At 56.0% G+C, this 24,047-nt stretch carries 21 protein-coding genes; 11 read left to right on the forward strand and 10 right to left on the reverse strand.

Going from position 1 to position 24,047, the window contains the following annotated elements; translation table 11 throughout:
* The first annotated feature begins 49 nt into the window (after positions 1–49).
* The gene (locus BB497_00830; protein AVI61349.1) at positions 50–1,276 is read left to right on the forward strand and encodes a 4-hydroxytetrahydrobiopterin dehydratase; all 1,227 of its coding nucleotides are present in this window, start codon (positions 50–52) and stop codon (positions 1,274–1,276) included.
* A gap of 27 nt (positions 1,277–1,303) precedes the next feature.
* On the opposite strand, the gene BB497_00835 is transcribed toward BB497_00830, so the two are convergent.
* From BB497_00835 to BB497_00850, 4 genes are read right to left on the reverse strand one after another with little or no spacing between them, the layout of a single operon-like run.
* A complete protein-coding gene (locus BB497_00835; GenBank protein AVI61350.1) occupies positions 1,304–3,322 on the reverse strand; it encodes a recombinase RecQ in 2,019 nt (672 codons plus the stop codon).
* Between the two features lie 28 nt (positions 3,323–3,350).
* On the reverse strand, positions 3,351–3,569 hold the full coding sequence (locus BB497_00840) for a hypothetical protein (protein AVI61351.1): 219 nt from the start codon (positions 3,567–3,569) through the stop codon (positions 3,351–3,353).
* The gene (locus tag BB497_00845; protein AVI61352.1) at positions 3,566–4,426 is read right to left on the reverse strand and encodes a tRNA cyclic N6-threonylcarbamoyladenosine(37) synthase TcdA; all 861 of its coding nucleotides are present in this window, start codon (positions 4,424–4,426) and stop codon (positions 3,566–3,568) included. Before BB497_00845 ends, BB497_00840 begins: the two co-directional genes overlap by 4 nt.
* Before the next feature lie 14 nt (positions 4,427–4,440).
* Entirely contained in the window at positions 4,441–5,214 is a 774-nt protein-coding gene (locus BB497_00850; protein ID AVI61353.1) for a pseudouridylate synthase, read from the reverse strand.
* Between the two features lie 205 nt (positions 5,215–5,419).
* On the opposite strand from BB497_00850, the gene BB497_00855 reads away from it, so the two are divergent.
* Complete coding sequence (locus BB497_00855) at positions 5,420–5,971, forward strand: superoxide dismutase (GenBank protein AVI61354.1); 552 nt, start codon at positions 5,420–5,422, stop codon at positions 5,969–5,971.
* An 80-nt stretch (positions 5,972–6,051) separates the two neighbouring features.
* On the opposite strand, the gene BB497_00860 is transcribed toward BB497_00855, so the two are convergent.
* The 5 genes from BB497_00860 to BB497_00880 all read right to left on the reverse strand — a co-directional run bounded on the left by BB497_00860 (position 6,052) and on the right by BB497_00880 (position 9,703).
* The gene (locus BB497_00860) at positions 6,052–6,537 is read right to left on the reverse strand and encodes a bacterioferritin (GenBank protein AVI61355.1); all 486 of its coding nucleotides are present in this window, start codon (positions 6,535–6,537) and stop codon (positions 6,052–6,054) included.
* 201 nt (positions 6,538–6,738) lie between these two features.
* Complete coding sequence (locus BB497_00865) at positions 6,739–6,945, reverse strand: (2Fe-2S)-binding protein (protein ID AVI61356.1); 207 nt, start codon at positions 6,943–6,945, stop codon at positions 6,739–6,741.
* 158 nt (positions 6,946–7,103) lie between these two features.
* The gene (locus tag BB497_00870; GenBank protein AVI61357.1) at positions 7,104–7,577 is read right to left on the reverse strand and encodes an RDD protein; all 474 of its coding nucleotides are present in this window, start codon (positions 7,575–7,577) and stop codon (positions 7,104–7,106) included.
* 23 nt (positions 7,578–7,600) lie between these two features.
* Entirely contained in the window at positions 7,601–8,665 is a 1,065-nt protein-coding gene (locus tag BB497_00875; protein AVI61358.1) for an LPS export ABC transporter permease LptG, read from the reverse strand.
* Entirely contained in the window at positions 8,666–9,703 is a 1,038-nt protein-coding gene (locus BB497_00880) for an LPS export ABC transporter permease LptF (GenBank protein AVI64218.1), read from the reverse strand.
* Between the two features lie 175 nt (positions 9,704–9,878).
* Here BB497_00880 and BB497_00885 point away from each other — a divergent pair, with 175 nt between their 5' ends.
* The 3 genes from BB497_00885 to BB497_00895 all read left to right on the forward strand — a co-directional run bounded on the left by BB497_00885 (position 9,879) and on the right by BB497_00895 (position 13,204).
* The gene (locus BB497_00885; GenBank protein ID AVI61359.1) at positions 9,879–11,399 is read left to right on the forward strand and encodes a leucyl aminopeptidase; all 1,521 of its coding nucleotides are present in this window, start codon (positions 9,879–9,881) and stop codon (positions 11,397–11,399) included.
* 152 nt (positions 11,400–11,551) lie between these two features.
* Positions 11,552–12,673: a branched-chain amino acid aminotransferase gene (locus BB497_00890; GenBank protein ID AVI61360.1), complete on the forward strand. Its 1,122-nt coding sequence runs from the start codon at positions 11,552–11,554 to the stop codon at positions 12,671–12,673.
* A 99-nt stretch (positions 12,674–12,772) separates the two neighbouring features.
* Positions 12,773–13,204 (forward strand): DNA polymerase III subunit chi, encoded by a 432-nt coding sequence (locus tag BB497_00895; GenBank protein ID AVI61361.1) that lies wholly within the window; start codon positions 12,773–12,775, stop codon positions 13,202–13,204.
* A gap of 103 nt (positions 13,205–13,307) precedes the next feature.
* Here BB497_00895 and BB497_00900 read toward each other — a convergent pair whose 3' ends face one another.
* The gene (locus BB497_00900) at positions 13,308–13,772 is read right to left on the reverse strand and encodes a hypothetical protein (GenBank protein ID AVI61362.1); all 465 of its coding nucleotides are present in this window, start codon (positions 13,770–13,772) and stop codon (positions 13,308–13,310) included.
* A gap of 300 nt (positions 13,773–14,072) precedes the next feature.
* On the opposite strand from BB497_00900, the gene BB497_00905 reads away from it, so the two are divergent.
* The 6 genes from BB497_00905 (at position 14,073) to BB497_00930 (ending at position 23,987) form a co-directional block, all read left to right on the forward strand.
* Positions 14,073–15,239: an MFS transporter gene (locus BB497_00905; protein AVI61363.1), complete on the forward strand. Its 1,167-nt coding sequence runs from the start codon at positions 14,073–14,075 to the stop codon at positions 15,237–15,239.
* Between the two features lie 59 nt (positions 15,240–15,298).
* Entirely contained in the window at positions 15,299–16,081 is a 783-nt protein-coding gene (locus tag BB497_00910) for a multidrug transporter (GenBank protein ID AVI61364.1), read from the forward strand.
* 36 nt (positions 16,082–16,117) lie between these two features.
* Positions 16,118–17,572 carry a type I secretion protein TolC gene (locus tag BB497_00915; GenBank protein AVI61365.1) on the forward strand — a complete coding sequence of 485 codons (1,455 nt, stop codon included), beginning with the start codon at positions 16,118–16,120 and terminating at the stop codon, positions 17,570–17,572.
* Positions 17,559–19,697: an ATPase gene (locus BB497_00920; GenBank protein ID AVI61366.1), complete on the forward strand. Its 2,139-nt coding sequence runs from the start codon at positions 17,559–17,561 to the stop codon at positions 19,695–19,697. The genes BB497_00915 and BB497_00920 overlap by 14 nt, the downstream gene beginning before the upstream one ends.
* Entirely contained in the window at positions 19,694–21,010 is a 1,317-nt protein-coding gene (locus BB497_00925; GenBank protein AVI61367.1) for a secretion protein HlyD, read from the forward strand. Before BB497_00920 ends, BB497_00925 begins: the two co-directional genes overlap by 4 nt.
* Before the next feature lie 130 nt (positions 21,011–21,140).
* Positions 21,141–23,987, forward strand: a complete 2,847-nt coding sequence (locus tag BB497_00930; GenBank protein AVI61368.1) for a valine--tRNA ligase — start codon at positions 21,141–21,143, stop codon at positions 23,985–23,987.
* The last annotated feature ends 60 nt before the right edge of the window (positions 23,988–24,047 follow it).

A 24,047-nucleotide genomic window follows, 5' to 3' on the forward strand; every position in this document is an offset into this window, starting at 1 on the left:
TATTGTTATATTATCTCATAACATAAGACCGTTTTGAGGTGTACTCGCAATGACTGCTTTCTCTCCCCTGCCCGTCACCGTACTTTCGGGCTTTTTAGGTGCCGGTAAAACCACCGTGCTCAATCATATTCTGGCCAACCGCGAAGGTCGCCGGGTGGCGGTAATCGTTAACGATATGAGTGAGGTGAATATCGACGGCGCACTGGTGCGCGGCGGCCCTGGCGAGTCGACATTGGATGGGGACGTGGCACTAAACCGCTCGGAGGAGCGCTTGGTAGAGATGAGCAACGGCTGCATCTGCTGCACCCTGCGTGAGGACTTGCTGGAAGAAGTCAGCCAACTGGCACGAGAAGGTAAGTTCGATTACTTGGTGATTGAGTCCACCGGTATTTCCGAGCCGCTGCCCGTGGCGGAAACCTTCACTTTTGAGGACGAAAGCGGCCAGAGCCTTTCCCAGGTTGCGCGGCTAGATACACTGGTCACCGTGGTGGACGGTGCCAACTTCCTTGAGCAGTACCGTGAAGCGCAAACTCTGGAAGAAGCAGGCGAAAGCTTAGGCGAAGACGACGAGCGCAACGTTGCCGACCTGCTGGTCGACCAAATTGAGTTTTGTGATGTTCTGCTGATCAGTAAAACCGACCTAATCAGTGAAAAAGAGCTGGAGGCACTGAAAGCGATTTTGCGCTCGCTTAACCCCGATGCGGAGCTGGTGCCAATCACCCGAGGTGGCGTGCCGCTAAACAAAGTGCTGGATACTGGCAAGTTCAACTTTGAGCGCGCTCAGCAGGCACCCGGCTGGCTAAAAGAGATGCGCGGCGAGCATGTGCCCGAAACCGAAGAGTATGGCATTGGCAGCTTTGCCTATCACGCCCGCCGCCCCTTTCATCCGCAAAAATTCCACGACCTGTTAAATCAAGAGTGGTTTGGTAAAGGCTTGCTACGCTCGAAAGGCTTCTTCTGGCTTGCCACACGGCCACGCTATGCAGGCCAATGGAGCCAAGCGGGCGGCATTGCTCATCACGGCCCTGCCGGTGTGTTCTGGAAAGCTATCCCTGAAGACAGCTGGCCCGACGACCCCGAATACCGCCAGTTTATTATGGAAAAGTGGCAGGAACCGTTTGGCGATATGCGCCAGGAACTGGTGTTTATCGGCCAGAATCTGGATCAAGCCAAAATGCGCGAAGCGCTGGATAACTGCCTGCTAAGCGAAAGCGAGTTATTAGAGGGCAAGGAAGCATGGGAGACGCTACCCGACCCGTTCCCTGCTTGGGAATGACGTACCGCGCCTACCCAAGCCTGCATCCTAATCGTTGCCGTGACCTACATTCGCCATATAACCCTGCGCCCACTCGCGCACCTCGGGGTAGGCGCGCCGTTCAAAGACCGCGAAGCCGTTAAGAGTACGGGCTTTGAGCGGGGTGAAAATCGGCATGGTTAAGCCGCACAGAAAATGCGCCAGCCGCTGGGCATTGGGCGGCTGGCCGAACTGTTCGATATGACGCTCAATCAGCGGCATGGCGTAGCGCTGAAAATCCAAGTCGCTTAATACGGGCTGCGGCGGTGCATCGGGCAGCCGCACGGGGCGACCATAACACACTGAACAGTGCCCGCAGCGCCCCTGTTCGGTGTGGGCTGGCGCATTAAAGGTGGCATCACCAAAGTGCTCGGCCAGTCGACGCGTCAGACAGCTCTCAGACTCAAACAGCGCCAGCATCGACTGCAGCCGGTCAATTTCAATACGTTCACGACTGAGGCAGTCGTCATACAGCTGGTTCGCCAGCGTCTCAATGGCAAAACCGGGCTGACACACCTCATAAACATCAGTCATCCGCTTGCCTTCCAGTGTTAGCCAGCCTTTATCCTGAAAATACTCTAACGCGGTGATCACACGAGCCCGCGAAGCATCAATCTGCTGCGCCTGCCCCGCCTGGTGTAGGCGCTCAAAATCCACCGTGCCCCAAGTGCGGGCAATCGGAATGTTATCGACAACAAGGCGTACAAAAGCAGCACGCTCGCCTTCAAAACGGCCCACCAACTCATTAGGCTCAAGATGATAGCGCAGCCGATATTCGGCGAGAAACGCAAAGCGCGGGGCAATAATGCCGTGCATCTCCAGCCTCACCAGCAGTGTTTTTAGCGGCAGCAGGCGAATATTGGTATCCCGGGAAAGCGTAGTCAGCAGCACTTCCCACTGCTGATCTGAAGCGCTGCCTGCAGCAGCAATCTCTTCCAGCAGACGGTAGATACCCGCGTATTCAGGGGTGTCGCCATAAACGAAGTTCTCCAGCACCCGCAGGCCATCACGACCAGCCATGGTCAGACAGGTGGAAGGCTGGCCGTCGCGCCCCGCTCGGCCAATCTCCTGGCTGTAGTTCTCGATGGATTTGGGCAGGTCATAGTGCACCACGTTGCGAATATCGCCCTTATCGATGCCCATCCCGAAGGCGATAGTCGCCACGATGCAGGGCGACTCGCCGCCCATAAATTGGCGCTGGATCTCATCGCGGCGGCCTGAATCTAGCCCTGCGTGGTAGGCCTGGGCGGCAATTCCCTGAGCCGCCAATGCCTTCGCCACCTGCTCGGCGGTTTGCTGCAGGGTGACATAGATAATCGTCGGCGCCTCAAAGCCTGGCTGCATCTGCGGTTTCAGCCAGTTGATCAGCTTCTGCTGACGATCCTCCATGGCCGGTGCCACCAGCAGTTCAAGATTGGGACGGTAAAAACCGGTGGTGATGACGTTATCCGGCGCGATAGCAAACTTCTCGCCCATATCGGCAATCACCGTGGGCGTTGCGGTGGCGGTGAGCAGTAGCACCTGGGGAATGGCAAAATCACGCTGGTAGTCCGGCAGCTTCAAATAGTCGGGACGAAAGTTATGCCCCCACTCGGAGAGGCAGTGGGCTTCATCGACTACCAGTAGCGATATCTGTACTTGGCGCAAAAAATGGCGAAAGCGCTCGTTTTTAAGCCGCTCCACCGAGATCATCAGGATTTTCAGCTCGCCGCTTTTAGCGCGCTCCATCACATCGCGGGTGGTGTCTCGGTCTTGGGTGGAGTCGATGCTGGCCGCCGCCACACCGTGGCGGGTTAGAAACACGAGCTGATCCTGCATTAGCGCCAATAGCGGCGACACTACCAGGGTTAAATGCGGCAGGTGCAGCGCTGGAAGCTGGTAGCACAATGATTTACCCGCGCCGGTGGCGAAAATCGCCGCCGTAGAGTGCCCTTCCAGCACCCTGGACACCACCGCCTGCTGGCCGCCGCGAAAGCCGTCGAAACCGAATACGCCTTTCAGCGTTTGCTGGGGTGATGTAGAGCACATAACAGATCCTTATGAAGAAAGCAGAGGCTTAAAACGCCTTCTCCAACGCAAAGCGCGGCTGTGTGCGGCCCTCTTTGGTGACGCTTTCGGTAAACATTGTCAGCGGGCGCACCCAGAGGCCGTAGTTGCCGTAGAGCGCACGATAGACCACCAGCGGCTCTTCGCTTTCGCTGTGCTGGGCGGTGCCCATCACTTCGTACAAATTGCCTTTGTAGTGGCGGTATATACCGGGAACGGGCGTGGTCATTCGCTTTCCTTGTCAGTGGTATTTGCAGCGGCTGGCTGATTGGCTTTTTTGGCGAGGCGCTCTAGCACCTTTGACGCGGCGACAAAGCCAAAGGTGCCGGTTAAAAAGGTGGCGGCGCCAAAACCTGAGGCGCAGTCCAAGCGTGTGGCATCGCCGCTGCCAGGCTTCTGCAGACACACTTCACCGTCTGCGCCGGGATAGATCAACTGCTCGTCGGAGTAGACACACTCCACCGAGAAGCGCCGCTTGGGATTGCGGGAGAAGCCGTAGTCCCGGCGCAGCCGCGAGCGCACTTTGGATAGCAGCGGGTCGTGCTCGGTGCGGGTCAAGTCCGCCACCTGAATACGCGTGGGGTCGGTTTGCCCGCCCGCCGCGCCGGTCACGGTAATCGGAATTTTGCGCCGTTTGCACCAAGCGATCAGCGCAGCCTTGGCAATCACGCTGTCGATGGCATCCACCACATGATCGACATCGTCGGGAATCCGTTCAGCCAGGTTGGTGGGGGTCACGAAGGCAGTATCCGCCACGATCTCGATTTCCGGCGCAATCAAACGACAGCGCTCAGCTAGCACATCAACCTTAGGCTGACCAATGGTGCCATCCAGCGCATGGAGCTGCCGGTTAACGTTGGAAACACACACATCGTCCAGGTCGATCAGCGTCAGCTTGCCAATGCCCGAACGCGCCAGGGCCTCCACCGTCCAGCTACCCACCCCACCCACCCCAACCACCGCCACATGGGCATGACGAAATGCGCTGGCAGCACGCTGGCCGTAAAGGCGGCGAATCCCGCCAAAGCGAAAGTCGTAATCCCCCGAGACTGGCATTGGCTCGTTGGAAGGTTCAACTGCGGGCATAGGAATAGACTCACTCATAGTGCTTGGAGGGCTGAAGGCGTTTTCTGTGGCGGCGTGCGAATACTATCCAGCGGCAAATGCCCCGCCCAGCCAAGGTGATTAAACAGCGCGGTCATGGTGTCATCCAGGGCGCAGCTTAATTGTACGCGCTTATCGAGCAGCGGATGGTCAAAGGCCAAGTAGGTAGCCGCCAGCAGTAAACGTGGCGCCCCCAGCTGTTCGGCGAAAAAGCGGTTGTGAACACTTTTACCGTGCTTGGCATCGCCAATAATCGGGTAGCCTCGCCGCGAAAGGTGGCGACGAATTTGATGGCGGCGGCCAGTCAGTGGCCGTGCCTCTACCAGCGAGTAGCGCGCAACTTGGTAGCGGTCAACCTGCACAGGTAGTTCGACACTATCCAGGCGGCGTATATCGGTCATCGCCGGCATGGCAGGCATTTCGGCTTTAGGTCGCGTGCCGTCCTCTTCCCGCAGGGGGTAATCCAAACGCTCGCTCTCCGGCGCTTTGCCGCGCACTACTGCCAAATAGCGCTTTTCCACTTGGCGCTCACTAAACGCCTCACTGAGCAGGCTAGCCACCGTTGAAGAGAGCGCAAATACAATAACGCCCGATGTTGGCCGATCTAACCGATGAACGGGATAGACCCGTTTGCCAAGCTGATCTCGCAAACGCTGGAGTAGAAATTCTGTTTCGCCACGCGCCAGTGCCGAGCGATGCACTAACAGCCCTGACGGCTTATGCACTGCAACGAGATACTCATCCTGATAGAGGATGTTGAGTGGCGTCATAACGCTCCCCGGCAATTGCTAATAAATAATGGCTAATGAAAAAGCAGCTAATAAGCAGTCGCTAACCATCTAAACAGGACGCTATTGTCGCGGCTAGGCCGTGAGATGTCATCAATCGGTTGGCTGGCAGAGTTGTTCGCTGGCAGCTACCTTAAATAAGCAACGCTAACGTCGCGTTTCCATGGATTAGGAAGGAGAAGTTTTTATGCGCTATTCGACTATACGCTCTTCAACATCGCTTACCGCCTTTGCTGCCTCATTACTGCTCGCCGCGTCAGCGGCAAATGCTGGTGAGAAGCTTGAGGTGGAGATGAACAAAGTCAGCACCGACGGTATTGAAGACTCCATTGGCACCGTTACCATTGAGCATACCGAGCACGGTTTACTGCTGACCCCGTCACTAAACGACCTTGAACCTGGGGTGTATGGTTTCCACTTACACCAAAACGCCAGCTGCGAACCGGCTGAAAATGACGCGGGCGAAACCACGGCTGCCCTATCGGCGGGTGGACACTATGACCCCGAAGAGTCGGACACTCACCAGGGCCCCTATGGTGACGGGCATCTTGGCGATCTACCAGTACTCACCGTTAACGACGATGGCGAAGCTAACCTACCCGTCTTGGCACCACGCTTAAGCATGGACGACGTGTCGGGCCGTAGCCTGATCATTCATGAAGGCGGCGATACCTACGATGATGAGCCACATCTTGGCGGTGGCGGTGCACGCATGGCCTGCGGCGTTATTGAGTCTTAAAAGGCAGAACCCCATTAAACGCCGTAGAAATGCAAAACGGGCAGCCATTAGGCTGCCCGTTTTACTGAAAAGCGCGTAACTTACTCTTCGTCTGTAGCCAACTGCATGTGCTTTTGCAGGTAGTTTTGAAGACCCACTTTATCGATTAAACCAAGCTGCGTTTCAATATGGTCGATATGACCTTCTTCATCAGCAAGCAGGTCGCGCAACAGGTCACGTGTCACGTAATCTTTGACGCTTTCACAATAGGTAATCGCTTCAATATAGTCCTTGCGACCGTCGTGCTCAATTTTCAGATCGCTTTCGAGCATTTCTTTAACGTTTTCACCAATATGCAGCTTGCCTAGATCCTGAAGATTAGGAATACCTTCAAGGAACAAAATACGCTCGATAAGTTTATCTGCGTGCTGCATCTCTTCAATAGACTCGTCATACTCCCACTTGGCAAGCTCTTTAAAGCCCCAGTCTTTGTACATTTTGGCATGCAAAAAATACTGATTAATGGCTACCAGCTCGTTGCCGAGAGCGATATTGAGATGCTGAATGACCTTAGGATCACCTTTCATGACGTCACCTTTCTTAGCGTATAGTTCTTAAAATCCAATACTTAAAAAAACAGCGCTTTAAGTACTGTCTTAAACGTTAATCTAGGAGTATAGGTCATGCAATGATTTACTCCCAATATGAATGGGAGTATAGCGAAGATGGTTAAAAACTAAAATAAATCATACACTTGCTAACGATAACCCCAACAATAGTGATTCGCGTCACACAGCATAGGCAAGGCCCATATCAGCTTCATAACGAGCTGTTTGTACCGCTTCACGGGTCAGGGATTTTGCGTAGCAAGCGCATTTGCCGCACTGGGTAGCGCAACCTGTGGCTTCGCGCACTTCTCTCCAGCTGCGCGCTCCGTCGCTAACTTGCTGGCGAATTTGATGGTCGGTAACTCCCTTGCACACACATACGTACATGGCAACACCTCATAAAAGTCATGAGATGAATGTAAATGATTCGCATACATCTTTTCAAGTAGAAATGGATGCTTTTTGGTATCTATTCGTCTTAATAAAAATGAACGATAAGGTAACGCCTTGGCACAGCAACATTTTTAGCCAAACAGGAGCTGCCATTATTTTTTCGGCAACACAACCGTTTGCGTATTAGAGGCGATATCTGGCCAACTTCTACGCTGCCGATCAAACAAGACCCACCAATAACCTAGCCCAAAAGCAGCCAACGATAGCCAGCCGGTTAAGCAGCGAATCACGCTTTGCATCGGCGTAATCGTATAGCCATCTACCGTTTGTACGCGTAAGCGCCACGTTTGCATGCCTAGCGTCATACCGCCACGCGTCCATGAAAAGGTAAAAAATGCCATCGCAGACAGCACGAGTAGCGCTCTTAAGCTCCACACTTCTAAAGCACCCACGCCGATTTGGTCGGCATTTTGGCCAAGTACAAAGCGGAAAAATGCCACATGAGCCACTGTAATACTGATCCAGATAGCCGCGACTAAAAAACCATCGTAAATCATCGCTCCCAAGCGCCGCGGTAGAGCGGCAGGCCATGTACTATCAAGCTGCGTTAAACGTCGTTGAACCATGTCAATCTCTTCTTAACTAAGGATTAGCCGTTTCGGCGCAGAAAATAGACGCCCACGATTGCGCAGGCAAGCGTGGGCACCAATACCGCCCAAACCGGTGAGAAACCAAAAATCGTCGATGCGGGCGCTAACAGGTCTTGCACATATTTAAAGATCAACCCAGTCACTACCCCATAGAATACTCGGGTACCTGCAGCCACCGTTCGCAGCGGGCCAAAAACAAAGGAAGCAGCAATCAACACCAAAGAGCCCATGGTGAGCGGCATCAGTATTTTTTGCCAGAAGTAGAGTAGCGGCTGGTCAGCCTGTAGGCCCTGGCTTTCCAAGAAATTTGCATAAGCCCACAGTTCACTGGGTGCCTGGCTTTGAATGTTACGTAAAAGTCGCTCTAGCTGGGTCGGTGTGAATGCCGTCTCCCAAATAGCCTGCGCCTGGAACGCCGATTCTGTACGGTCGTCAAAAATACGTGTGGTGGTGATGTTTTCTAACTGCCACTCCCCACCTTCCCAATGGGCACGCTGGGCATGCGTGGCTTCGATAAGGCGGCGCTCGTCAAAGCGGTAGCGGGTTAAGTCCAGCACCACATTATCCGCGCGGATTGCACCAAAGCGATACACACTATCGCCTTCAAATTGCCACCCGCTACGGCTGGTGAGCATTGCCCCTTCACCCTGACGCTGCTCTAAACGCCACGCCTCGGCAAACTGCTCGGTGCGGGGCGTGACAAATTCGGCAACCAACAGAACCACCACGACCACCAGCAAAACCGGTTTCATTACTCCCCACACAATACGCGCGAGAGAGCGCCCTGCTGCCCGCATCACCGTCAGCTCATTGCTTGACGCCATGCTACCCAGGCCTATCAGTGCGCCAATCAGCACCGCCACAGGGGCGTATTGGTAAAACCGCCAGGGCAAACGCATACCTAAATAAAGCAGCACGTCGAAAGCGGTGTAGTCACCCTGGGTATCGCTTAAGTCCCCGATGTAAGCAATGGTGATATCTAGCCCCAGCAGCACAGTCTGCACCACAATAATGGCGGCCAGGACATTGCGAGCGATATAACGATCCAAGCGATCGAACACCATTTAACGCATCCCCTTACGTTGTGAACGCCATAGCAGTAGACAACCAAGGCCCAAGAATAGCGCGTGCACTGGCCACACGCCGATGGTCGCTGACAATGAGCCGCTGCCAATAGCATCCACGGCGGCCAGTAGTAGGCTCAAATAGGCGACATAAAGAAACACCGCAGGCAGTAGCTTTGCAAAGCGCCCTTGCCGAGGATTAACGCGAGAGAGCGGCTGCGCCAGCAGCGCCAAGATAAACACCATGAACGGCAGGCCTAATCGCCACTGAAACTGTGCCTGAGCGCGCGGGTCGGGGTCACTCCATAGCTCAAAGGTAGTCGCATACTCGAGTGAATCCAGCTCCTGGCGACTGCGGCTTAACCCCAAGCGCAGCGTATAGCGCTCAAAGGTTAAACGCTCGGCCTCTTGCCGCCCTGGCGTCACCCCATAGCGCTCCCCTTCTTCCAGTACTAAAAAGCGGCTGCCGGTGGCGAGGTTAGTTTCCTGATAGCCTGCCCCAGCCCGTGTCACGTAGCTATGGGTACTTTCTGCATTGGGCTGCGCTTGTTCATGAACCAGCACATCCTGCATTTGCCTACCATCACTACTGAAATCTCTAATATAGGCTGTACGCCCCCCACCAAAGTCCTGAAAGCGGCCCGGTGCTAATATCGAAACATCCAATCGGCTACGCTGCTCTTCCAGGGTAGCCTCGGTCAGTAATGCGCCGGCGGGCGTCAACCACAGGCTGCACACCCCGACCAACACAGCCACCACGGAGGCTGGCAGCAGCGTTACCCGTAAAAGCCGTGCGGGGCTCATGCCGCAGGCCACCATCACAGTAATTTCGCTGTTCATGTAGAGCTGTCCATAGGCCAACAGGATGCCCAGAAAAAATGACAGCGGCAGAATCAGTTCCATGAACCCCGGCAGGTGAAAAAACATCAAACTGCCCAGAATGGTGACGGGAATATCGCCCTCGGCAGCATCCGCAAAATAACGGATGAAGCGACTGCCCATAATGACTAATAGAAGAATACCGGCCACAGCAGACATGGTCAGTAATACTTCACGAGTTAAGTACCGAAATAAAATCAACGCACTCTCCGGCTAAAGGTGCAGGTTGCCATGCAATGCGCCCATGGCTTGGGTACACTAATCCAACTGTTATAAAACCCTAGTAACGGGGCATTATCCCGAATCACTCGATGCTTGTCTTGTTGGAGACGTCATGGAATTTTCCGTTCAGACCGCGAACCCAGCCAAAGCCGAAACGGCTTGCCTCGTTCTCCCAGTCTTTAAAGGTAGCGATTTATTGCCCGCTGTCGCCAAATTGGACGATGCCAGTGAGCGTCTGATTGGCCAGCTGTTAGAGCGCGGCGACTTCGATGCAGCCCTTGGCAATGTGCAACTCATTCCCTTCGCACCGGGCTTGGGCGCCGAACGTTTGCTGTTGGTAGGACTGGGTAAGCGCGAGAAATGCCAAGAAACGGCATTTATCAAAGCCCTCGACGCGGCACTGGCGGCGCTAGTCAAGCTACCTATAGATGAAGCCTGCATCGCATTTACCGATGTTCCGCTGGAAGATCGTGACACAACCTGGAAAGCACGCAAAACCTTTGAAGCGGCGGAGCGAGCAATTTATCGTTTTGATCAGTTCAAGTCGTCACCCCAGAAAGCCCCAAGCCTGGCAAAATTAAACCTCATTATCAGCGACGCCGATGCCGCGCCCATGGCTAAGCAAGGTGCTGCGCTGGGTATCGCGATCGGTCAGGGCATTAACTTCACTCGCACCCTGGGCAACCTACCGGGCAATGTCTGCACACCACGCTATTTGGCTGAGCAGGCCGAGCAGCTGGGCCGCGTCTCCCAAGGTGCGCTTGAGGTGGATATATTAGATGAGGAGGCGCTGGAAGCCCTTGGCGCGCACTCACTACTTTCCGTCGGTCGCGGCAGCCAGGAACCTTCGCGGCTGATCGTCATGAAGTACCAGGGCGCAGAAAACCCGGAAGAAGCCCCCCATGTACTGGTAGGTAAAGGTATCACCTTCGATACCGGCGGTATTTCGCTGAAGCCCGGCGAAGGCATGGACGAAATGAAATTCGACATGGGTGGCGCGGCCAGCGTGTTTGGTACGGTAAAAGCGGTGCTGGCCATTCAGCCCAAGCTGAACGTGGTCTTCATTGTTGCTGCGGCCGAAAACATGCCCGACGGTGCCGCCACTAAACCCGGTGACATTATCAAAACGCTGAAAGGGTTAACGGTGGAAGTGCTTAACACCGACGCCGAAGGTCGCTTGGTGCTTTGCGATGCCCTCACCTACGCGGAGCGTTTTACCCCCGCCAGTGTGATTGATATTGCCACCCTAACCGGCGCTGTGATTATTGGCCTGGGTCATCATGCCACCGGCCTGCTCTCCAACGACGATGACCTGGCGCTTGACCTATTAGACGCAGGCGAAGCTGCTTGGGATCGTGCCTGGCACCTGCCGCTATGGGACGAGTACCAGGAGCAGCTGGATTCCAACTTCGCCGATCTGGCCAACATCGGTGGACGCCCGGCAGGCACCATTACCGCCGCCTGCTTCCTATCGCGCTTTGCCGATCACTTCCCCTGGGCGCACCTGGATATCGCGGGTACTGCTTGGCACTCTGGCAAGCAAAAAGGCGCCACCGGTCGCCCGGTCGGGTTACTAACCCAGTACCTGCTTGATCGTGAAGCCGACGCCCAAGTAGAGAATAGCGACGACTAACATCACAATCAGGCGATCAACGGTTGCCATTCGTTGACGTAAACGTTACATCTATGGGCATTAGCATGCGTGCTGCTTTCAGGGCGCATGCTACACCTAACAAACACTAACACTTGCCCTTCGGGGCCAGGCTATAGCGGAGAGAATACGCCGTGCCCACAGCTTCAGATACCCAGCTTGAATCACATTTTGAAATGCTGCCGTCCAATCAGCCGATAGCTGATGAAATTCGTGACAACATTCTGCAAAACCCTGGTTTTGGCAAGCACTTCACTGATCACATGGCCCACGTCCGCTGGACAGTCGACGCTGACTGGCACGGCCATCAGGTGCGCCCCTATGGTCCGCTAATCCTTGACCCTGCAGCATCGGTGCTGCACTACGGTCAGGAAATTTTTGAAGGTATCAAAGCCTATCGCCATGCCGATGGTTCTATCTGGACCTTCCGCCCGGAGAAAAATGCCGAGCGTTTCCGTCGGAGCGCTCGCCGTTTAGCGCTACCGGTGCTTTCCGACGACGACTTTATCGGCTCGCTTAAAGCACTGCTGGCCAAAGACCACAACTGGGTGCCTACGCCCTCAAGCGATGCCGACGAGTGCAGCCTCTATTTGCGTCCGTTCATGATCGCTTCTGAAGCTTTCCTAGGTGTGCGCCCAGCCCATGAGGTGGACTACTACGTCATTGCCTCACCCGCGGCGGCGTACTTCAAAGGCGGCATTGAACCGGTTTCCATTTGGCTCTCGTCACACTACAAGCGCGCGGCCCCAGGCGGCACCGGCTTTGCCAAATGTGGTGGTAACTACGCAGCATCGCTAGCAGCGCAAAAAGAAGCTGCCGCCAACGACTGCAGCCAAGTAGCGTTCCTCGACGCTGCCGAAAACAAATGGGTCGAAGAGCTAGGCGGCATGAACCTCTTCTTTGTCTATAAAGATGGTCGTATTGTCACTCCCCGGCTTACCGATACTATCTTAGAAGGCGTTACCCGTAACTCAGTCCTCACCTTGGCTAAAGACGCCGGTTTAACCCCAGAAGAGCGCCCCATCAGCATTGACGAATGGCGTGAAGGCGCAGCATCAGGTGAGATTACCGAAGTGTTCGCCTGCGGCACCGCAGCGGTCATTACCCCGGTAGGCGAGCTAGTCACCGAAAACGAGCGTATTCGTTTGCAAGGCGACGGCAATAACGAGATCGCCAAGCGTATCCGTAAAACGCTGCTCGACCTGCAGTATGGCCGCAGCGAAGATAAGTACGGCTGGCTCACCCGGTTGGTATAAATCAGTTAGTATCAACCAACAGGTATCACCCAGCGCCCTACCGCCGCTTGCAACGGCGGTAGGCTTTTTTTGAAAGAGCTGGAACCGCTGGAGCCACCGATGGCACGTATCGACTTCTATATCCTTCCCGACACTACCCTGGAAGCGCGACTGCAGTTTGCTTGCAAGCTTGCCGAAACGATCCACCGCAAAGGGTATCGGTTGCACCTCCACTGCGAAGACAAAGCCCTGGCCGAACAGGCCGATGAAGCGCTGTGGAATTTCCGCGAAGACGCCTACCTACCCCATGCATTGGAAGATAGCGCGATGGCCGCTAGCGTGCCCATCACGCTCGGCTGGCAACAGCTACCAGTACCCACTGAAGAGACTGCGCTGCTGAACTTGCATCCTGAGATCCCCGACGGCGTAGAAAACTACGCGAGAATTGCAGAGATCATCAATCAACACCAGCAAGTGTTAGTTGCTAAACGCGCCTGCTGGCAACGCTATAAAGAAATGGGGCATGAGGTGGTGCCGCATAAACTGGGATAAATAGCCGGTAAGACCGTCCACCAGAGACATCTGACCCCGCACTTGGCGGGGCCATCAACAGACATTAGGCAATCACTATGGGTGCGGCTAGGCAGTCTTCGCCCTAGCCACCCTGTTGCTGTTGCTGCATCTGCTCCTGCATTTGTTGTTGCATTTGCTCCTGCTGTTGAGCCATCGCCTCATCCAGTTGATCGCGCTGCTCCTGAGTGAATACACCTTCGATCTGAGACTGAATGATAACGCTATCAGCGGTCATCTCGGCCGTTAGGTCACCAAGACGCTCCGCATCCGCGCGTATGGCAGCTTCATCGTAATCGGGCCCAACCTGCTCGCCAAGTTGCTGTTGCAACTGCTGGGCTTCCTGCTCCTTGCTAATGATTTCGTTTTGCACCTGGGTCAAGAGGTTATTCAACTCCTGTTTCTGTCCTTCATTCAGATCCACCATTTCATCAAGTTGATTAACTTGGTCATCGACACTGGGGGTGGCACCACCCATTTGCTGGGCCATGGCGGGAACACTGAATGCCAGCGCTGCGACTGCTGGAACGAAAAGCTTAGCTAGGTGCATAAAAACTCCAATTGCGTACAAAATGTATTCCTACCCGGCACAGTACTGACGGGTCTTGCGATAACCCTATATGACCCTATGACAAACCACCTACACAGCAGGAACAACAAAGCTCTGTGGTAGCGAATCGTCTTGGCTACGGGCTCCCGCGGTGGCTAGTCAACAAGGCCACAAACAGGCTAACTGTCGATACCTGCCCGGTCCGACAGTACTGTTTTCAAAAAATTCGTTATGACGGCAAATTGTTGATTACCATTAGCGGCGCCTTGCCGCGCCATTTGTACTCAAGGAGAAGTAAACGTGTTCACGCGCTACCCGCTTGTTACGATCGTCATCGCCCAGCTATTGGGTACCTCGCTATGGTTTAGCGTGAATGGCGTTGGCTTGGCACTTCAAGATGCCGTGGGCATGAGTGAGCGCGACTTAGGGATGCTAACCATTGCCGTGCAGGCGGGCTTTATTACCGGCACTCTGTTAATCGCCACTACCGGGCTTGCCGATCGTGTCCGTGCCAGCCACTTGTTTGCCGCCTCGGCGGTGCTAGGCGCATTGATTAACGCCGCCTTTATCGGCGTGGCGGAAAGCGTCAGCTTAGCAGCGGTGGCACGGTTTTTGGTGGGGCTATGCCTAGCGGGTATTTATCCTCTCGGCATGAAGTTGGTGGTGAGTTGGACGCCCACCCACGCAGGCGCCGCCCTTGGCTGGTTAGTGGGCATGCTTACCCTGGGCATCGCCTCGCCGCATCTATTGCGTGGGCTTACGCTGCATCTGCCGTGGCAGTGGCCGCTGCTGCTGGCCTCTGCCCTTGCACTATGCGCCGCCTTCATGATTTTCAAGCTAGGCGTAGGGCCGCATCTACCTGCCAAAGCCAGTGGCGGGCGCCCCTGGGCAGGGCTTACTGCCTTCAGACAAAAGAACTTCCGCGCTGCGTCGCTGGGCTACTTTGGTCACTGCTGGGAGCTGTATGCCCTCTGGGCGCTCGTGCCGTTTTTAGTCGCGCGCGAGCTTGAACGACTCACTGCAGCGCCCGGCTTGCAGCCATGGGTAAGCTTTGCGGTCATTGCCCTTGGCCTGCCCGGCTGCGTTTGGGCTGGTCGCTGGAGCCGCCGCGTGGGCAGCGCGCGAGTAGTCTTTGTGACGCTAGCCATTTCCGGCACGCTTTGCTTGGCCTATCCCCTCTTAGGTGGCACATCACCCTGGCTACTGCTGGCACTTTTGGGGGTTTGGGGCCTTAGCGTCATTGCCGACTCGGCGCAGTTTTCCGCGCTGGCGTCAGCCGCTGCCCCACCCGAACGGCTGGGCGCAGCCCTTGCCATGATGAACGCTATCGGCTTTGGCTTAACAATCCCCTCTATCGCCTTGGTCACCGCCCTGTGGGCAAGCCAAGGGCCATGGGTGGTCTGGTGGCTGCTGCCAGGACCAGTGCTTGGATTAATCGCTATGCGTGGGCTCTCTTCAGGTAAATGATTCCAGCGATTACTTGCTAAGGTAGCCATTTTTTAGCAACGTCACGAAAGGTCTTCACTATGGCCCACGCTGCCCAATGGGTGCCGCTCAGCCAAGAGCACCACGGCGGTTTGATGTGGCAGCGCTACACTGCCTACCATTTTGCTCGGCACACCGCTTATGTCTCTCTCGCTGAACCAGAACTGCGCTTCGCCGCCGCCTGCTTTCCTATTGGGCTTATCAAAGGGAGTGATGGCTGGCAGGCGGTAGCGCTGCTCGGATTAGACGGTGCCAATAACCTGATCATTGACAGCGAGGGTCGCTGGCGGGCGACCTATGTACCTGCTGCGCTGCGCAGCCATCCGTTCGGGCTGCATCGCGATTTCCCAGATACACTGTGCATCGACCAGCGCTCACCCTGTGTGGTGGAGCGCCTGGATGCTGAGCCCTTTTTTAACCAACAGGGAGGATTAGCAAGCTTCCCTAAACAGGTACTGAATTTTCTTCAACAGCGGGAAAAAGGCTGCCAGCGAGTAGCGCAGCAGCTACAAACATTAGCCAACGCCCACCTACTCACGCCTTGGCAGCCCAAGGTTTACCAAGGCAGTACGCCGCTGTATCAAATCGATGAGCGTGCCTGGCAGGCGCTAACAACTGAACAAATAGGGCTTTTCTGGCAATTAGGCGCCGTGCCTTTAGTGTACGCTCAGTTGCAGTCTCAGCTACAGCTGGGCATTCTCAGCGCTTACCAGCGGCGCAGGGCTACTGCCGCACCTCCGCCCGAACCTACACCAAGCCCGCTTGCTGAATGGCAGGAAGCGCTAAGCAGCGAAGAGCACTACCAATGGCCGGATCCCTCTTAATTGGGTGCTAAGCACCGACGTTATCCAGGAAAGTGAATGTTTTTCAATGTTGATACGCTGCCACATAAACGGCGACTACTTATCAGCGTGGGGGCTGCCTGTTTGCTCGCAAGCCCCCTACTCGTCGCTGAAACTGACTTGGATGAACCTCTCCCTATCTCCGCGCCGCTGCCTACCTCCTCTCTGGAAGGCCCGGTTTTTTCGCCGTCACTTAAGCAGTTACTGGATAGCTTTCGCTGGCAGGCTGGCCAACCAATGGGGCAAACTCAAGCACTAAACGCCCTGCGCGATAAAATCCAGCTGGCGTTAGAGCAGCAGCCGCGCATTCTGGCCCAGCGCTCCCGGGAGCGTGAGTCAGTGCTGCAAATTGACGAAGTGCGCGCCGTGCGCCGCCCCCAAGTGAATGCTGGACTTGAGTACCGCAACGATTTACAACGCACTGAATCATTGCCCGACCGCGGCTCCCGCGTAGACGCGGTAGTCACTCTCAGTCAGCTGCTAATGGACTTTGGCGCCAGTGGCGAACGGCTACGCGCAGCAGACCTAAGCGCTGAAGCTGCTTTTTGGCAGTCCCATGCGAGTGTCGAGGAAGAAATCCTCTACGCAGTAACCGCCTACCTGGATGTAGCCCGCCTGACCGCTCAGCAACAGCTAGCCGAGCACAATCTGCAGCAGCATCAACGTATTTTTGAAGACGTTCAACTCCGCCGCGAGGCGGGCGCTGGGTCACAAGCCGACATGCTGCGCGCACAAAGCCGACTAAGCGACGCTAAGTCTCGATTGGTTTCCCTGGACGGTGACTTGGCCCGCGCCGTCAACGTCTATCAAGAAGCGTTTTTCACTACGCCAGACGTAGTTGCCTTACCCCAAGGGGCCGCACTGTTAAGCGAGTCCAGTGCTGATCAACTGCTTAACGACGCCCTTACCCGCAACGCTTCACTGCGCAGCCAAACGCTAGCCAGTGAAGCCAGCAATGCTGAAGCCAAGTCTACCCGGAATGCCCGCCTACCAAGCCTAAGTGTGGCTGTGGAAGGCCGACAGTTTGACGTTAACGACTTCAGCGACTCGGACAACGACGTAGCGCTGCTCTTCAACCTGGACTACACCCCCTATAGCGGCGGTGCGACCTCGGCGCGCATTGCCCAAGCGGTTGAACGTCAGCAGCAGAGTCAATTCGAACAGCAGGCGCTGCGGCGCGAGCTGGAGCGGGAAGTACGCTCCGCCTATACCGACACCCGCACCCGCCGAGCAGAGCTGGAAGCGCAAACTGCCACCCTTGCTGCTGAAGAAGAGGCGCTACTGGCCTACCGCGATCAGTTTGCAGTCGGCAGGAGCAGTATTAATGACCTGCTGGATGCCCAGCGCGACCTATTCCAAACTGCCCTGGAGCTGGTCAACCGCCGCGTACGTTGGGAGCAGGCGAGCTTCCAACAGCTTGCGGTTACCGGGCAGCTACTCGACGTGATGGAGATTTATCTTGAACGCCGCTAACCCGAGCACGGATCCTCTTGAGCAGTGCTTAACTTTTGTAGCCGCCCAGTTGGAACTGCCTGTTTCTGAAGCCGCTGTACGCGCCCACCGCGTGGGGGCTGACGCACCGCTTACACCCGATGGATTTATTGATGCCGCGGAACGTCACGGCATGGTCGCCGCGCTAGGCGAACATGCCCTTGAAACACTGGGCAATTCACTCCTACCGGCGGTCGCACTGCTCAAAAACGGCCGCGCCGTGGTGATTATCGAACGTATCAATGAGCAGCGTTTTGCGCTGTTCGACCCAGCGCTTGGTAACCAGCCGGTAGAAACCGCCTTAAGCGCGCTGGAGGCAGAGTACATTGGTTATCTCATTGCCGTTCGCGCCCGCTACCGCCCGGTGACACTTAACAGCGAACCCGCCATTCAAGGCGGCCACTGGTTCTGGAGCGCGCTTTCATCTAACCGCTGGGTATATACCCAAGTCGTTATTGCCGCTGCACTCACCAACTTTTTAGGCCTAGCTACCTCGCTATTTATTATGGTGGTCTACGACCGTGTGCTGCCAAATGAAGCGATTGAGTCTCTGATCGCGCTTACGATCGGCGTCAGCATTGCCTTGGTGTTTGATTTTGCGGTGAAGACCCTACGCCAGCTATTTATTGAGCGGGCAGGCCAAGAAGCCGACCTCCGCATGGGCAGGCGCATTTTCGACCATGTCCTCAATCTACAAATGAGCGCAAAGCGGGGGTCTACCGGCGGCTTCGCTAATACGCTGCGGGAATTTGAGTCGCTGCGTGATTTCTTCGCCTCGGCGTCGCTGGTAGCGGTGGTTGATTTACCCTTTATTCTGCTGTTTATCGGCGTGATATACCTGATTGGTGGGCCGCTGTTTTTAGTGCCACTGATCGCAGTACCGCTAGTGTTGCTAGTGGGCATTGCCGTACAACCATTCCTTAAGCGTCTTTCCGGTCAGGCATTCGAGGAGAACCGCTCTAAGCAAGGCGTGCTAATTGAAGCCGTGGCCGGGCTTGAGACCATTAAAGCCAGCGGTGCCGCGCCAATGATTCGCAAGCGCTGGGAAGAAAGCGTGCATCAGCAGTCGAATGTCGGCCGCAAAGGCCGCGCAATACAGCAGTTTGCGTTAAATGCTACCGCGCTAGCCCAGCAGGCTGCCCAGGTGAGCATTGTGGTATACGGGGTGTTTTTAGTAGGCGATGGGGTGATATCCATGGGGGCAATGATCGCCTGTGTGATTCTCACCGGACGCGCGCTGGCCCCCCTGGCGCAGCTGGCTCAAACCATGACCCGCATCAACCAAGCGCGCACCTCTTACCGGGCGCTTGACCAGTTGATGAATATGCCTTCCGAGCGCCCCGCGGGCCGTCAATATCTAAGCCGCCCAGCCCTAGAGGGTAAAATTCGCCTGCACGACGTTAGCTTCCGTTACCCCGAGCAAACCACGGCGGCGCTGACCGCTATCAACCTGACCATTGAACCGGGGGAAAAGGTTGCACTCCTGGGCCGAGTGGGGTCCGGCAAGAGCACGCTAGCGCGGCTGTTGTTAGGCATTTACCCGCCAGAACAGGGCTCGGTGCTGGTAGACGATACCGACATTCGCCAAATCGACCCGGCAGATTTACGCCACAACATCGGTAGCGTGCTGCAAGAGGCTTGGCTGTTTTCCGGCACCGTGCGCCAGAACATCGCGATTGGCGCCCACCATCCCAGCGATGAGCAAATTCTAAATGCTGCCAAATTAGCCGGTGCCCACGACTTTATCGCCCGCCACCCCAAAGGCTACGACATGCCCATTGGCGAGCGTGGCGAAGGGCTTTCCGGCGGACAACGACAGCTCATTTGCCTTGCCCGCGCACTGCTTGGCGCGCCGCCTATTCTGCTCATGGATGAGCCCACCAGCGCCATGGATATTCAAACCGAAAAAGAGGTCATCGCCCGGCTGAAAACGGCTAGCCAATCGCAAACCCTAGTCGTAGTGACCCACCGCACCAGCCTTCTGGAGCTGGTCGACCGAGTGATTATTCTCGATCAGGGTCAGGTTATTGCCGATGGCCCTAAAGCCAAAGTGATGCGTCCTGTGGAAGCTCCCCCCCTCCGCCCGCGTGAAGGAACAACACCGTGAGCCGCCCTAATTCCCAGCTGGATTTTGAACACTTCGTTCGCCATGGTCGCGCCAAGCGCCCAATCGCCAGCAGCTTACTCCTGTTCACTATTATTGGTTTTTTGCTGATTGGCTTTTTATGGGCCTACCTCACGGAAGTCGATGAAGTCACCCGGGGTCAAGGCAAAGTCGTGCCGTCACGCAGCCTACAGATCGTGGAAAGCCTGGAGGGTGGCGTCGTCACCGAAATCAACGTGCGCCGAGGCGATGTAGTCGAACAAGGCGATACGCTGATGGTGCTTAGCGGAGGCACCCTGGAAGGTGATTACGAAGAGAGCCTTCAACGCCTGCGTTCGTTGCAGCTGCGCTTACAACGGCTGGAAGCCGAAATTAACCAAGTACCTTTGGAGCTGGACTACGCTCTCAGCCAAGGCGCGCCCAGCGTCGCTGCTAGTGAAACCCGCTTATTCCATGGGCGACAGCTGGAACTAAACGCCGAGCTACAGGTGCTTGAACAGCAAGGCTACCAACGCCGCCAGGAAAAAGCCGAGCTAGAAGCTGCGCTAAGCACTGCCCGTTCCGGTGTGCAGCTGGCTGAACAGGAACTGGCTATTATTCAACCGCTGGCCCAGCGCGGCATCGAGCCAGAAACTTCGCTGTTACGGGTGCGCCAATCGCTCAATGAATTACGCGGCGAGGTGGCCCGCCAACAAAGCGCCGTTGCCCGCGCTGAATCTTCTATTGCTGAAATAGAAGACCGCAAAATAGCTGCCCGCAACGCCTTTGAAGCCGACGCTCTCGCCCAGCTGGCCGAGGCGACCTCCCACGTTGCTGAGCTTGAAAAAACGCTGCCCGGCCGTGCAGACCAAGTCGCACGCACCACGATCCGATCGCCGGTGGCTGGGGTCGTCAACCAGGTGCACATCAGTACCGTCGGTGGCGTAGCACGCTCTAGTGAGCCACTGGTCGAAATAGTCCCTGCCGACGACGCACTGGTAGTTGAGGCGCACATTCGCCCTGCGGATATCGCCTTTCTTTACCCCGGCCAGCCGGTGAAGGTGAAACTAACCGCCTATGACTTTGCCCGCTACGGCGGCCTGGATGGCGAGCTGGTCACAATTGCCGCCGATGCTGTTCAAATGCCCGAAACAGGCGAGTTGATGTACCCGGTTGAAGTACGCACCGAAGGCTACCTATATGACGCCGACAACCAACCGCTAACCATTATTCCCGGCATGGTGGCGGAAATTGATATTCTCAGCGGCAAGCGCAGCGTACTGGACTACCTAATGGAGCCCGTTGTAAAAGTACGCGACCGCGCCATGCGCGATTAACGGTGGGGCCGATTCATAACCCGCCCCTGACGGCCCCGCCCGAGTCGCGCTATACTTGTCGCCATTTTGCATCCTCGACTAATGAATTCGATACCTCGCCACGCGGGGCGTCTCTGCTGTGAGTGATTCCATGGAAAAGACCTACCAACCCGAACAGATCGAAACCCACTGGTACGAGCGCTGGGAAGCCGATAACCGTTTTGCCCCTTCTGGCCAGGGCGCGCCTTTTTCGATCATGATTCCGCCGCCCAATGTGACCGGCAGCCTGCACATGGGCCATGCGTTCCAAGACACCATTATGGATACCTTGACGCGTTGGAAGCGGATGCAGGGTAACAACACCCTGTGGCAGGTAGGTACTGACCACGCGGGCATCGCCACTCAAATGCTGGTAGAGCGCAAGCTGGCCTCTGAAGAGGGCAAAACGCGCCACGATCTCGGCCGTGATGCGTTTATCGATAAAGTATGGGAGTGGAAACACGAGTCTGGCGGACATATCACCCGCCAGCTGCGCCGCATGGGCGCCAGCGTTGATTGGAGCCGCGAGCGCTTCACCATGGATGACGGCTTCTACAAAGCCGTGCAAGAAGTGTTTGTGCGTCTACACGAAGAGAAGCTGATCTATCGCGGCAAACGTTTGGTCAACTGGGACCCGACGCTACACACCGCTATTTCCGACCTGGAAGTGGAAAACAAAGAGCAGCAAGGCAGCTTCTGGCACTTCCGCTATCCACTAGCCGATGGCGTCAAAACTGCCGACGGTAAAGATTATGTTGTCGTGGCCACCACCCGCCCGGAAACCCTGTTGGGCGATACCGGCGTGGCGGTTAACCCCGACGATGCACGTTACGCGTCCTTGGTCGGCAAGTTTATTGAGCTACCGCTGGTTGGTCGTCGGATTCCTATTGTTGCCGACGAACACGCCGATATGGAGAAAGGCTCCGGCTGCGTGAAGATCACCCCTGCCCATGATTTCAACGATTACGAAGTCGGCAAACGCCAGAACCACCTGCTGATCAATGTCTTCTCCAAAGACGCGGCGATTCTTGAACAAGCTGAAATTTTCGACCTGAAAGGCCAACCCCAGCCAGACGAAGACGCGACCCTGCCTGCCAAATATGCTGGGCTTGACCGCTTTGAAGCACGCAAGCAGATCGTTGCCGATATGGACGCCCTGGGCCTACTGGAGCAGGTAGAAGCCGTTAACAACACCCTGCCCTACGGTGACCGTTCCGGCGATGTCATCGAACCGCTGCTCACCGACCAGTGGTTTGTGGCCGTAGAGTCTCTTGCCAAGCCCGCTATCGAAGCGGTGGAAAACGGCGACATCCAGTTCGTGCCCAAGAACTACGAAAACATGTACTTCGCTTGGATGCGCGATCTGCAGGATTGGTGTATCTCACGCCAGCTGTGGTGGGGCCACCGCATTCCGGCTTGGTACGATGCCGAAGGCAATGTCTACGTTGCCCGCACAGAAGAGGAAGCCCGCGAGAAGCACGGTTTGACTGCCGAGGTGGCGCTGACCCAAGACGAAGATGTCCTCGACACCTGGTTCAGCTCAGGCCTGTGGACGTTTGGCACCCTGGGCTGGCCGGAAAAAACCCCGGAGCTGGAAACCTTCCACCCCTCCAGCGTACTGGTCACCGGTTTCGACATCATCTTCTTCTGGGTCGCTCGGATGATCATGATGACGCTGAAATTCACCGGCGAAGTACCCTTCAAAACCGTTTATGTGCACGGTTTGGTACGCGACGGTCAGGGTCAGAAAATGTCCAAATCCAAGGGCAACGTGCTAGACCCTATCGATCTGATCGACGGCATCACGCTCGATGAACTGCTGGAAAAGCGCACCGGCAATATGATGCAGCCAAAACAGGCCAAGGCGATTGCTAAAGCCACCAAAGACGAGTTTAAAGACGGCATTGAAGCCCACGGCACCGATGCGCTGCGCTTTACGTTCCTCTCCCAAGCCACCACCGGGCGCGATATCAAGTTTGATATGAACCGCTTGGATGGCTACCGCAACTTCTGCAACAAGCTGTGGAACGCCTCGCGCTATGTGCTGATGAATGCCGAAGGTGAAGATTGCGGCACCAGCGGCGAAGAGGTTGAGCTTTCCCTGGCTGACCGTTGGATTATTTCACAGCTACAGAAAACCGAAGCTCAGGTCACCAAGGCCATGGATGACTACCGCTTCGACCACGCTTCCCAAGCGCTGTATGAGTTTGTCTGGAACGAATACTGCGACTGGTACCTGGAGCTTTCCAAGCCTGTTTTATGGGACGAAAATGCCAGCGCCGAAGCTAAGCGTGGAACGCGCCGCACCCTGGTCCGGGTACTGGAAACTATCCTGCGCCTGGCCCACCCGATGATGCCCTATATCTCTGAAGAGATTTGGCAGCGCGTGGCACCGCTAGCGGGCACTTACGTGGGCGAAGGCGCCTCGATCATGCTCCAAGCCTGGCCGGAAGCTGACGAGAGCAAAATCGACGATCAGGCCACTCAAGATATCGAGTGGCTGAAAGGCGTGATCATCGCGGTGCGTAACATCCGCGCCGAGATGAATATTGCCCCGGGTAAACCGTTGGATGTACTGCTCACCAAGGGCAAGGCCGAAGACGCCGAGCGTCTGGAAAGCAACCGTCACTTCCTGGCCAAGCTGGCCAAGCTGGAAAGCGCCACTTGGCTGGCCAACCCAGACGACGCCCCGCTCTCGGCAACTCAGCTGGTCGGCGATATGGAAGTCCTGGTGCCGATGGCGGATTTAATCGATAAAGACGCCGAGCTTGCTCGTCTCGCTAAAGAGATCGAGAAGCAAGACAAACTGATCGGCGGCATTGAGAAGAAACTCGGCAACGATGGTTTTATCGCCAAAGCGCCGGTTTCCGTGGTGGAAAAAGAGCGTGGCAAGCTTGCTGAATTCCAAGCCGCCAAAAAGCTGCTGGAAGAGCAAAAGGCGAAAATCGCGAAGCTTTAAAAAAGCCCTGATTATGGCGCAACCCAAGACGGCACCTAATAAGGTGCCGTCTTGGGTTAG

It is taken from the genome of Halomonas sp. GFAJ-1 (assembly GCA_002966495.1).
In the GTDB taxonomy this organism is placed as follows: domain Bacteria; phylum Pseudomonadota; class Gammaproteobacteria; order Pseudomonadales; family Halomonadaceae; genus Vreelandella.